This window comes from Halomonas sp. NYA30, assembly GCF_976980765.1.
The window spans coordinates 452,101-464,101 of sequence record NZ_OZ334477.1 but is presented as its reverse complement, the minus strand read 5'-3'; the positions used below and the strand labels follow the sequence as shown (position 1 = coordinate 464,101).

Sequence of the window (12,001 nt, the reverse complement as noted above, 5' to 3'; positions counted from 1 at the left end):
TCACCACCTGAACTGCCAAACAATATGTTGTTCATCCATCTCGCCGACATGGATTCGGTAGGGGGCATCGTGTTTACCACGTAGCTCTTCTTTAAGTCCCTGATAGCGGTCTAACAGCTTGGTTTTACCTTGCCGTTGTAGGTTTAATACTCCTTCAGATAGTGGGTGAATCCCAAGCCCATGCTTCGTGTATTCAACGTTCAAATGGTCTTCAGGCCAGCGGTCATAACTGAACGTTGGCATCAGCCGTTTGAGCTCGCGTTTATCGCCAAACTGCAGAACAACCGTTCGACCGGTAGCTAGCCAATCTTCCATAGCTGGAGCCATGTCCTCTTCATTTTCAGGAACAATGAATTCCTCGAACAACACCAAGTCTTTATCAATTGCCGATGGGCAAAAGAAACACTCTGCGGCAGCTTCCACACAGAATTCGACAGGCAACAGGTTATGGCCGCCACAGCCCTGGCAACGAATCATTCGCTCATCGCACTCACTCAAGGCTTCTAGCCACTCCGCCATAGAGGGGCGTTCCACCGAATTGTTAAGGCCACTTTCAAAGCAACGACGGAACAAATTTGGCAATCGGCTATGGTCGACAAGCTGTATGGGAAGGTTAGCTAAACACTCGTTGTCGAAATCCTCGGAATCGTTTATCCAGGGATGCTCACCGCGCATCGCAGCTTCTTCATCTTCGGGTTCGCCATCACTAATCATGTCGCCCTTGAACGGGTGGTTGTGCGTCAACAACTGATAGGCAATAACTGCAAAACTCCAGCAATCCGTGAGACTAGATAGCAATGACTCACCCCGAACCACCTCGGGAGCGCCGTAATCGACTGTGTGCAGCGTCAGACCGCTGTGCGATTCCAAACTGATATTGTCACAGTCGATCAGCCAGGTTTCGGCGTGCTCGGGATCGTCAGAAACAAAAATATTGGAAGGAGATAGGTCACCGTAAAGCATGCCTCTGGAATGGATTTGATTTAGTGTTCTCGCCAGCTGGCAAAGAATACGCACGCGTCTGCGAAGCCCTCCCTGCTTGAGATAATCCTCAGAAGCTTCTTCTCCAGCCTCAATGAAGCTGTCCAGTAGACTCTGCAACGGCACCAAACCATCCATAAGCTCCATAACGTAGCCATTCCGAGGCGGTGCCAGTAAGACGAGCGGCTTGGAAAGTTTGAGCACGCCAAGATCTTGTCGAACCAACCACTCGATGTGCCTGCGCCATTGTTCAATTACCCGTTCATCTTTATTGGTGAAGCCTTTCACCAGAACCTGAGGATGGTTGGTGCGATAGACAACGCCCTGCCCGCCCTGGCTCATTTTCTGAACCAGCTGATAACTAGCTCCCTTAGTATCCTGAACAACGCGAGACGCTTTTTGTTTGGCTGCCGTACTCATATGCTTAATCCATTCTGAAAATGCTTGCGATGGTTTTGTCATCGCCGTGACGTGGCGTGGACCACTGCTGTAACTCAGCCTCAAGCCAGCGTTTCAATCGCCGCTTGCTACAGCGTTGTTGACGCCGATAAATCGCGTCAAAAAAAGGCTCCAACTGCTCCGGGATCAAGTCATCCGAAATACCGTCTGTCATTAGCAGCACTCCATCTCCGGGAGATGTCAGCAAAATATCTGAACTACTGGCACCCATGGACTCCGCCTGAGCTAAAGTTATTGTCTGATTTCCAAATCCGTAGTTCTGTTCTGTTAAAATTCGAAACCTGCCCTGGCTTCGGATTAACACCAGCCCATCCCCAACCTGCCCAACGCCCCCCTCCCCATCGCCATCAATCCATGCCCAGAGGCAGGTGGTCTCGTATTGATCATATTGATCAGCGAATGCAGTCCGCCAAGCTCGACCCAAAAGAGCGGGTACATCGGCACTTGCAACCGAACTCCCACCAATAACGACCTGATGTGCAAGCTCGACTGCCCTTCGTGAACCAATATGGCTGTAACGTCGGCTACCTAGTCCATCAGCGATAGATGCAAAGCAGCCTTTACCTGAACTTCGTACAGTGATGGCGTCTTGATTCGGAGTGTCGTCCTGTTCATGGGCTGGCCCCCTTACCGAAGCACCGGCAGCTAACAGCCTCATCAAAATTCCCAGTCCTCATCACTGTCAGCGGGAATCTGCAATGGCGTTGCCTGATTGGGCTTGGCAGACTGGCTTCGGGCATTGACGCTCATAGTGACCGCTCGGAAAAAACGATGAATGTCACGGGCGTTCTCAGCACGGAACAGCGGCGCTTCAGGGTCATTGGCAAAATCACTCAACATGGTTTCATCGGCATCTGACCCAATCGCCATGGCAAACCGGGTTGCCTTGGCCGTTCGTTCACCATTAACAAAGCGTCCGAAGGGCCCTGCCCAATCATCATTCGGATAGCCATCAGAGACGAGAACTACAACCGGCTTATACGCTCGCGAGGGTATGCTTTCTTTATTTTCGATCAATGCATTCGCAATCGTAAGCGCACCACCGAGAGGCGTCATACCAGTGGCTTCAAGCTGGGTAATGCCACCTATTTGATGAGCAGGGGTGAGCGGTAGAATCATCTCAGCGCTATCACCACCGAATGCTATGACAGATATTTCTATCTCTGCTCTTAGACGACTTTCAGTAGCAAAGCTCGCGACCATATCTTTCAGGCCTCGATTCAATGCCTCAATTTTTCCATCAACCGACATACTGCCGCTGGTATCCGCCAACACGATTACTGGAAGGGGACGAGCGGTTTGTACCTGGAATTTTTTGAGCTCTGACATCTGTTACTCTCCTTGAATAATTAATAACTGCTTCTAACCTTATATAGCGATAAACATGCCAGAAAATTAAAATCTTTATATTTCAATATTTTGAGAAAAATAAACATAAATGACATGAGGCTAAAGATAAAATTATTTACGCGAAAATAATTTTTATTACTGAATCGCCCCGGATATTCTAGACACCCGTTAGGCTCTTAAAGTAACGCCTTTCATACTCAACCGGTGACAAGTTATCACTTGTGCCGTGTCGGCGCTTTGGGTTGTAAAACATTTCGATATAATTGAACACGTCGCGTCTAGCCGCTTCCCGTGTCGAATAAATCTGTCGCTTGATCCGCTCTCGCTTGAGGAGTTGAAAAAAGCTCTCAGCAACGGCGTTATCATGACAGTTACCACGCCGACTCATGCTGCCCACCAAGTGATTGGCTTTCAGAAAGCTTTGCCAATCTCCGCTGCTGAATTGGCTTCCTATCTGAATGCACCATCACAGTTTCTTGTGGCTTGCGTCGCCAGACTGCCGATAACAAAGCATCCAGCACTAACTCCGTCGTCATACGAGACTTCATCGACCAGCCAACCACTTGACGGGAAAACAGGTCGATCACCACCGCTAAGTAAAGCCAGCCTTCGTACGTTCGGATGTACGTAATATCTGTCACCCAAGCAACATTGGGCGCTGTTACTTCAAACTGACGGTCTAAATGGTTGGGTGATACAACAGCCGGTTTTCCGCCGCCATAGCAGCCAGGGCGTCGTCGATAGCCCGTCTGAGAGCGTAAACCTTCCCTACGCATCAGGCGGGCCACTCGGTGCTTACCGCAGGCTTCGCCAGCCTCACGCAAATCCTGATAGACCTTGCGATAGCCATATACACCGCCACTTTCAAGCCACGCATGCTTGATCAATCCCAATAGACGCTGATCATCCCGGTCTCGATTAGACAGTGCTTTTTTACACCATGCATAGTAGCCACTAGGATGCACGGCCATCATGCGGCACAAGCGCCGTACCGGATATTGACTCGCATGCTTTTGAATAAACGCGTACCTCAGTCGGACTCTCTGGCGAAGTACGCGGTGGCCTTCCTAAGAAACCCGTTGACCGGGGTCTGATATTGGGGACAATTCAAAGCCTAATGATTGCGCACGGCGTTGTAAGTTGCGAACAATACGTTGATGGTAGCGTTCCTCATAGTAGTCAGCACCAGGGTCTTGATAAACCCAGCCGTAGCGCAGGACGTTGTAGAATAAAACGGCAATTTTCCTTGCTGTCGCAGTGACAGCTTTGGCCTTGCCTAGGCGACTCGCCAATCGGCGGTAAAAAGCACCAAGGCCTGTTTGAGAGCGCCCAATCGTGGTAGCCGCCAGACGCAGCAAGGCAGCTGCTCGATTCTTGGTTCGTCGGGTTCTTGACGATAGCACTTTGCCACCAGAAATCTTGCTTCCCGGTGACAACGCTAGCCAAGAGGTAAAGTGCTTGACCGTGGGCCAGCGACTCATATCGGTGCCACACTCGCTAATTAGCTTGAGTACCAAGTAGGGTCCAAGACCATGAATCTGGGTTAGGTCAATGCCCAGCACCTGAAATAGAGCACTGCGTACATCGAATGCTGGTGCATTAGGGTTGGCATCCCGATGCCGAGCGGCAGGCAGCGAGCTTTCCGGCATTGGCGTTGCAAGTGAAAGCCGTTTGAGAGTCGCTTCAATAAACTGATCGCATTCGGCGACATGCTCATGGTAGGTGTCGTACAAGGAGAGAGACTGACGCAGTGCGAGTAGATGTTCCTCGCGGTAGTGGCCCTCCAAGCTTTGACGAATTGTTTCCTCGCTGGCTTTACAGCGCGGATCACGAAAGGAGGCTAGCACAACGGAGTCATGCTGCCCCTGGGCAATAGCGCGCAGAATCCGCATCCCTGTTTTACCGGTGATATCAGACACAACGTGATGAAGTTGCAAGTTCATCTCCATCAATGCTTTCTGCATATGCTGAATATGAGAGGCACAATATTCCAGTAACCGTTCCCGCTGGCGTAGTAACGCTCGTAGACTGGCAAGCTCTTGAGTCGGACGAAAGCTGCCACGCAGCAGGCCATAGGAATGCAAGCGTTGCAGCCACTGAGCATCGTTGATATCCGTCTTGCGCCCTGGGACATTCTTGGCCTCACGGGCATTGACCAGAGTCACGTCAAAACCGCGTTCTTCCAAGAGTTCGTAAACGGGGATCCAGTACACCCCTGTCGATTCCATTGCGATGGTCACGATGTTCTTTTCCGCTAACCAATCAGCTAGGCGACGCAAATCGCCCGTAAAGGTATCAAAACGTCGTACCGGTTGCGGATCTCGATCAGGGGGAATCGCTACAACATGAAAACGTGAACCAATATCTATCGCTGCGGCATTAGGGTGGACGACTTGTAGCTTGTCCCGTTGACGCGTGGAACGGGAGGATTGACGAGCCATGACAACATCTCCTCAGCAACCGTAAATGACGGAAGGGCCAGAGGAGGTGGCGTTGATGACATCTACCTTCCTAACCGGGATCACCTCAAACGGTGTCACCACTTTCAAGTCCAGAACGCCACCCGAGCCACGTTTTTTAACGGGGTCGACCACCAAAAAGCCAACGGCTGCGCCCCTGGCACCCAAGCTGAGTATAGGGCGCCGCCGGGTTTCTGTACCTACAAGCGGGTGCCAACCCATAACGGTTTTTTAATATATCTCGCTCTTCTGACACGCGTTTTAATTCAGCCTTTAAACGACGGTTTTCAGCTTGGAGATCATCGTCTTCTTGCCGTTGTTCTACCGGCTTATCGTAGCGCTTGATCCAGTGGTACAAGCTGTGGCCTGACACGCCCAAACGCTCAGCGACCTCGGCAACTCGATGGCCACGCTCTACCACCTGTTTAACGGCTTCGATTTTGAATTCTTCAGTGTAACGGGGACGGCTCATGGATCCTCCTAGGTACCTTTAGTATAAGGCTTGGAGGTGTCTACGAAACCTGGGGCGATTCATACACCCTCATATTCTTTAACTGTCGTCAACGTACCCACAAAGTTTACTCGCGGATAACCAGCATATTCTTTGTCTAAATGGTTATTCTAAGATGTGCCAAAGCTCCTTCAGCCGAGCGACTGTGTGCTCCCATTTCGGCGCCCGTGGCCTAGCTACTGAATTCTGGTTACCGAATAGCCCTACCTCATTAACTGCTTTTGAAGCTGGCACTTTGTGAAGCCAGTTCACCGCTACAAAATACTCGGCTTCATCTTCCCCATGTTCTGCAGCGGTGTTGTACTGACCCTCAGTCAACATATCAGCCGTGAGGAACTCGTCGGCTATTACCGGATAGCCAGTTACCTCTGCCACACCTACGTAACCCGTGCCTGGAATATTCACCCAGACACGATCGCCCGGCTTCAGCATGAACAGCGTTTTACTGTACCAACGCCCACCGCCTGCCGAGATAAATCCGCACTCCATGGCATCCTGCCAACTTCGCCCACTTGGGGAGGTTCCAAAGCTGGCATAGAACTCGCCGTTCCACTCACCTCGTTGCCCAGTGTTAGCAGCACGTTCTTCGGTTTCCACCGGGTCAATCATCCAGGAGCGACTGAGATAAAGATTCTCGCCATCCCGAAACACAGAAAAGAAAACGGCGTTGACCGCCACACTGGCTTTATCGTTGAGGTAATTGATAATCCGCTCGGTGCTGGCATCAAGCTCTGCAGCAACGATCACCATCTGGTGGGAACTATTAACTTCTTCTTCCACAGGCGCCATGCCAAATTTTGATTTGAACGCTTGGTCGAAGGTTTTTTCTGGCAGGCTATGTTTCGCAGCAAAGTCTGTATATATCTGAACGAACTTTTCAGAAGTCAGATTCTCGACCCAGGCTGCGTAATCAATCGTTTGCGCAACTACATCCCGAGGCGTTTTATGCTTCTTCAGTTCGATAATAATGATGGAGCCAGTGGCATCAATAGCCATCAGGTCAATGTACTTTCCGAAGTCGGTATACACTTGGCGGCCGATTAACAACCAATGGTCGCTAAGGATTGAGATGTCCTTGGTGATTTGCTCTTCAAGTAGAGACTCACTCTCAAGCTTCACCGTTGGAAGCGTTTGAGGTTTTTCCCCGATCTTCCAGATGCCGTGTTGGACTGCCATCTACGCTTCCTCGGCCTGTTCGCCTACCATCATCTCGTAGTGACCCAGCTGGTCAGCTTTGTCAAAAATATCCCGAAATACGCGCAGATAAAATTTGTTGGCTTGATCGCCATGATTGATATAAAGGTCATCATGAATCGAGTGGGAGCCATCATTGACCCAAGAAAATAGGGACTGACAAATCAATTTGTCTCGCCCCTCAAAAAGCGCACAGATTTTGTCTTTCCCCATCCCACCCCACATGGTGAAATAATTCTCCAGTATCCTGCGCAGTGTATTCTGAAGGGTTATGCTTGATAGATTGGCGGATCTTACGTCTTCCCACAGCAACTCATAGGCAGAACGAATTGGATTCGTTTCACAACGTTCAACAACCGACCCATGCTCAAGCTTCTTTACCAGCCAGAAACTCTCATCATTAAACACGTGACCGGCCGTCCTATTTGTATGAAAAGTAATCTCTTTGTGAAAATAGACGTTGTGCGTGAGCAAAAAGACCTGTTTGATCTGGCCAGCCTGACTCCTGACTTCACCCATAACTCCCTTAATAAGGCTACTGACGATATACAGGATATCGCTGTCAAGTGAGGATATAGGATCATCGAATACCACGACCCGATTGGTCGTTATCCCTGAGGGGGACTGAGCACCTTTGATGAGGTAATAGAAATACAAGAAGGTTATGAAGGTCCTTTCACCCTCACTCAGCGAGTGGCTGGCATCGTCACCATTATCGCGGACAATTCGATAGTGGCTGCCACCACCAGCCTCGCCAAGATGAAACGAGTGAAAACCAAACCTCTGCAATAACTCATTGATCGCCGTGATCGTTGGCTGAATTGACGTAGTTTGTTTTTCCAGCTCTGCAATCTGCTCCTCCAGTTCTCTATGCCTCTGCCGTTTGTCTAGTAGGCTGCCATCCATCCCTTGAATTGTCTGGTTCAACAGATCCTTTTTTTCCTGATATTGCGACAAGTCGTCAGATAACTCATTTAGAACATAGCGCCAGACTTGGGAAGTCAACGTCTGTTTCTCAGCCGCTATATTCGCCACCGTTTGGCTATGGCTAGTCGTCGCGTCATTTGCAACACACGCTATCTTTTGCAATCGCACTAGCAACGGCTCGACAGGCTCAAGTAAGACTTTTCGGCTTGGTTCGGCCAGCTTGTTGTCCAACAGAGCCCGATTTCCCTTGAGCCGTTCAGATAGAGTCTGGGCTTCAGCATTGAACAATTCCAAATCCAAGAAAGGGTTGTCTAGCTCAACATTGCGCTGAATGGTAGCCAGTAACTGTTCGCCCGCTCTTTGGTAATTACTTTGAAGAGCCTTTAATGCTTGAATGTCATCATCATAAGCGTCGCTGAAAAACGAGTTCAGGCTATTGGCAAATTGATCATCCGTTAACTGTTGGCAAAACGGGCAGGTTTCAGGGTCTTGCTCATGGTACTTAAGACCTTGTTTCACCCAATCGCTATTCCCAAGGCGATCAATTAAAAAAGCAATATCGACGTCCTGATTACCTATAATGACCTTTTGCAGTAGCCGATGGGACTCCAGTCGTATAAGATTGTCGGCTGACAGATCTACAAGAGGCGATACTTTTTCAAGCCCCTTTGAAAAAACTGTTCTGGCCTTTTCTTTCAACTCGTCCAATGAAAGCAGTTCTGCATTGTTCGAGTACCTTTCACTCAAAACCTTCTCTTTGAATTTTTCTTTATTGTTGCGAACACCTCTATACGCTTCTTCAAAATAGTCATCATGAAGTGTCTTCTGCGCAAAGCACTTTTCACGGAACTCAGGCTCGAGATCGGCAACCTCTTTTCGTTTACCAGGCTGATCACCGTCACCATCAAGTTGATTTTTTAGGCTGGCTATTTGGGCATCAACTTTCTCGACTTCTGGCTGCAAGCGCGCAATTTCACGCTCAGCCTCCACCTGGTTTTCGCCAAGGGTAAAGACGCCTTGTAGCGGACTATCCTGATTGAAGTTTCTGTCAACGAAATCGCGGTTGTACACCATCACATTCAGGGGGGCGCCGCCCTGCCATATAAGCTGGCAATGGCTGTGTCCGTCTGATTGTACAATTACACGGCTGATAGTGGTTTTTCCGGTGCCATTGGCCCCAAAGATAAAATTGATGCGCCGAAGGTCGCCGAGCGTTGCCGGATGCGAATAAGTCGCTACCGGTGGGTTTATTTTGATTTCGCCGATCATATCCCCTCCTTAGCGTGCGCCGTTAAAGGCTTTCTGGCTTAATGAGGAAAATAAGTCAGCATTTCCTACGTGTGCTTTTTCTTTTAAATAACTAACAGCTTTTGATATTTCAATGTATCTATCTTGCAATTCAATAGGCGGAACTAAGGGCTCAAACCCAATTAGTGCCGTTTTATTTATGGTGGCTATTCCGGTCGTTTGCTTTCCAACTCTGAGGAAATAACGCTTTCCTCTTTGAGATGCAATCTGGGCACTTAAAAACTCGGGACGAATCAATCTCTGGTCTTTGATTCTCACCGAAAAAATGTGGTTTTGATGAATGCAATTTTTAATTTCATTATTCCAAACGTGACCGCGCCCCAGTTTATCTGGGTCACCACCCTCGGTAAGAAGAATATCACCGGCCATTAACTTACACTTCTCCGCATCCGAGGGTGATACAGTTATTTCCTGAATATCACCCAGCAAAAGGTAACCATCCTGAACATTAGCTACTCGCATATACGGCAAGGTCACTGCCTTTGATGGGTCTATCTTCTTACCCTTTGTCACACCGGAGCGGACATGGGCGACATCTTGCAGAACTGACTCATCCCACCCCATCGGATTAGTCACTGGATCACCGAACATTTCCAAAAACACAGCCCGAAGGAGTTCATCGAAAAATTGAATGGATTGCTTACGTTTGCGGCAGATGGCTTCAGCTTTATTGAGAATGGCGGCGATGCGTTCTTGCTCGGCTAAAGGCAGGAGAGGGATTTCAAGCTCCTTAATCTGCCCTAAACTCAAATTCGAAATAGTTGCCGTTACTTTTTTTCCAGAAATTTGTCTAAATGCATCATTTGTCAAAAGCCAATATAATAAATAATTAGGAAGAAGCTTTTGATGATCAAATCGAAGTATCGCTACTGCTTGATTGCAGTTACATTCAGGAAAATTTTCAGGAACGATTGCCACTCTACCAATTGTTCCTGCAATAGTTATCAACAAGTCACCTGGCTTGATATTTGAACGCTTTAAAGCTTTATGTGTTTTATTATCAATATACAGAACATCATTTAGCGTGACTGTATTATTGCCCAAATTCTGAATGCGCAGAAACGGTATCCCCTTAGAGGAGAAGTCATAGCCTAACGACGTAGGTGTAGTGCCTTTGGTAACCAAATGACAAAGTTCACCCAACTTAACCCTGTTATTCATCACAGCATACCCTCCAGCTTATTTAGATCAGCCAGAATCTCCTGCTCCAACCCTTTAAGCCGCTTCAGAATCGCCTTCGGATCTTCGTATTTCTCCTCCTCATACACCACTTCCTTGTAACGGTTGATCGAGAGGTCGTATTTGTTGCTAACAATGTCGGAGGCGTTTACCACAAAAGCCTTTTGGATTTTGTCGCCAAAGACTTGTTCAAAGTCTTCCGCACTGGCGTTAGCTTCCACCAGTTGGCGGTATTGCTTCCACTGGGCGATGGCATCCGGTAGGTCGTTGCTGCCCTCACCTTTTAGTGGCGTGCGTTTGTCATCCAAGCTGAGTCCATCAGCGTGCAGGTCATAGAACCAGACCCGCTCAGTGGCACCACCTTTGGTAAAGATCAGGATTGCAGTGCTAACTCCAGCATAGGGTTTAAACACACCACTGGGCAGGCTGACGACACCTTCCAGCTGGTTGTTCTCGATAAGCTCCTGTCGCAACTGTTGGTGTGCTTTGGAAGAACCGAACAATACCCCATCTGGCACAATCACAGCCGCACGGCCACCCAACTTGAGTGAACGCAGAATGTGGGCAACAAACAGCAGTTCGGTCTTCTTGGTTTTTACCAGACTTAGTACATTCGGGTTGGTGTTGGTCTCATCCAGGCTGCCCTTGAACGGCGGGTTGGCGAGGATGACATCAAAGAAGTCTTCTTCTTGCTTTGGATAGTGCTCTTTGATCGATTTGTTGAGGCTATCCTGGTAGAGAATATTGGCGCCATTTACGCCGTGGAGCATCATGTTCATGCTGCTTACCCGGAGCATAGTGGTATCAAAGTCGAAGCCCCAGAACATCTGCTTGTTAATGTGTTCCCGGTAGGGTTCAAGCTTGTCGCCTGTGTAGTGCAGGTTACCTTCTTCGTCAGTAAAGGTGCCTGCGTCACTGGAATACTTTTTATTCAAGTACTCCATCGTCCTGGCCAGGAAACCAGCAGTACCACAAGAGGGGTCACAGATGACATCGGTAGGCTGTGGATCAATCAGCTCAATCATGGCGTCGATGATATGGCGGGGTGTTCGGAACTGGCCATTAATCCCTGCGGTAGTAAGCTTGCTGAGCAGATATTCGTAGATATCCCCTTTTACATCGCTTTGGGTGAGCGGCAGGTTGTTGACCATTTCCACAGCGGAGACGAGTACGGACTCGTTCTTGATCTCCAGGTCTGCATCCTGCATGTATTCGCCAATGTGACCCAAGGCCTGCGCAGCGCTGCCTTTTGAGCCCAGACCTTCCTCTTCAGAATGTTGGCCGAGGCTTGCGAAGTACGGATAAACATGGTTTTTAAGATGCTTATGTAGCTCTTTACCACTCATATGGTGGAAGTTTTTCCAGCGCAGGAGCTGGCCTTCCGGCGTTTCGGGGAATAATCGGTCAAAAGATTTACCAGTCCGTGCTGCCTTGCGCTCTGCCATCTCTTCCTGCATATCCAGCATGCGGGCGAACATGAGGTAGCTGATCTGCTCTATAACGGTCAGCGGGTTGGTGATGCCCCCTGTCCAGAATTTTTCCCAGAGCTTGTCGATATCGTTACGAAGTTGGCCTGTAAGCATTGAATCTGTTTCTCGTTGATGACTGGTTACTATTATTGGTCAGTGGCGAC

General features: G+C 48.9%; 8 protein-coding genes and 2 pseudogenes. All 10 read right to left on the bottom strand.

Going from position 1 to position 12,001, the window contains the following annotated elements; genetic code table 11:
• Window positions 1–1,401 (bottom strand): protein kinase domain-containing protein, encoded by a 1,401-nt coding sequence (locus ACWI0H_RS02215; RefSeq protein WP_485874681.1) that lies wholly within the window; start codon window positions 1,399–1,401, stop codon window positions 1–3.
• 4 nt (window positions 1,402–1,405) lie between these two features.
• The gene (locus ACWI0H_RS02210) at window positions 1,406–2,098 is read right to left on the bottom strand and encodes a PP2C family serine/threonine-protein phosphatase (RefSeq protein WP_485874680.1); all 693 of its coding nucleotides are present in this window, start codon (window positions 2,096–2,098) and stop codon (window positions 1,406–1,408) included.
• A complete protein-coding gene (locus tag ACWI0H_RS02205) occupies window positions 2,098–2,769 on the bottom strand; it encodes a vWA domain-containing protein (protein ID WP_485874679.1) in 672 nt (223 codons plus the stop codon). Before ACWI0H_RS02205 ends, ACWI0H_RS02210 begins: the two co-directional genes overlap by 1 nt.
• 178 nt (window positions 2,770–2,947) lie before the next feature.
• Window positions 2,948–3,857: pseudogene (locus ACWI0H_RS02200) on the bottom strand (IS3 family transposase); the annotation flags it as partial.
• Window positions 3,858–5,231 carry an IS110 family RNA-guided transposase gene (locus tag ACWI0H_RS02195; protein WP_485874678.1) on the bottom strand — a complete coding sequence of 458 codons (1,374 nt, stop codon included), beginning with the start codon at window positions 5,229–5,231 and terminating at the stop codon, window positions 3,858–3,860.
• A 247-nt stretch (window positions 5,232–5,478) separates the two neighbouring features.
• Window positions 5,479–5,721, bottom strand: a pseudogene (locus ACWI0H_RS02190) (transposase); the annotation flags it as partial.
• A 144-nt stretch (window positions 5,722–5,865) separates the two neighbouring features.
• Window positions 5,866–6,936 (bottom strand): hypothetical protein, encoded by a 1,071-nt coding sequence (locus ACWI0H_RS02185; protein WP_485874677.1) that lies wholly within the window; start codon window positions 6,934–6,936, stop codon window positions 5,866–5,868.
• Window positions 6,937–9,150, bottom strand: coding sequence for an AAA family ATPase (locus ACWI0H_RS02180; RefSeq protein ID WP_485874676.1), 2,214 nt, complete (start codon window positions 9,148–9,150; stop codon window positions 6,937–6,939).
• Window positions 9,151–9,159: 9 nt separating this feature from the next.
• Entirely contained in the window at window positions 9,160–10,350 is a 1,191-nt protein-coding gene (locus tag ACWI0H_RS02175; RefSeq protein ID WP_485874675.1) for a restriction endonuclease subunit S, read from the bottom strand.
• The gene (locus tag ACWI0H_RS02170; RefSeq protein WP_485874674.1) at window positions 10,350–11,951 is read right to left on the bottom strand and encodes a type I restriction-modification system subunit M; all 1,602 of its coding nucleotides are present in this window, start codon (window positions 11,949–11,951) and stop codon (window positions 10,350–10,352) included. The genes ACWI0H_RS02175 and ACWI0H_RS02170 overlap by 1 nt, the downstream gene beginning before the upstream one ends.
• Between the last annotated feature and the right edge of the window lie 50 nt (window positions 11,952–12,001).

Bases quoted from the DNA above. Each gene is read 5' to 3' on its own strand.
- ACWI0H_RS02215 (WP_485874681.1), bottom strand. From the start codon at position 1,401: ATGAGTACGGCAGCCAAACAAAAAGCGTCTCGCGTTGTTCAGGATACT.
- ACWI0H_RS02210 (WP_485874680.1), bottom strand. From the start codon at position 2,098: ATGAGGCTGTTAGCTGCCGGTGCTTCGGTAAGGGGGCCAGCCCATGAA.
- ACWI0H_RS02205 (WP_485874679.1), bottom strand. From the start codon at position 2,769: ATGTCAGAGCTCAAAAAATTCCAGGTACAAACCGCTCGTCCCCTTCCA.
- ACWI0H_RS02195 (WP_485874678.1), bottom strand. From the start codon at position 5,231: ATGGCTCGTCAATCCTCCCGTTCCACGCGTCAACGGGACAAGCTACAA.
- ACWI0H_RS02185 (WP_485874677.1), bottom strand. From the start codon at position 6,936: ATGGCAGTCCAACACGGCATCTGGAAGATCGGGGAAAAACCTCAAACG.
- ACWI0H_RS02180 (WP_485874676.1), bottom strand. From the start codon at position 9,150: ATGATCGGCGAAATCAAAATAAACCCACCGGTAGCGACTTATTCGCAT.
- ACWI0H_RS02175 (WP_485874675.1), bottom strand. From the start codon at position 10,350: ATGAATAACAGGGTTAAGTTGGGTGAACTTTGTCATTTGGTTACCAAA.
- ACWI0H_RS02170 (WP_485874674.1), bottom strand. From the start codon at position 11,951: ATGCTTACAGGCCAACTTCGTAACGATATCGACAAGCTCTGGGAAAAA.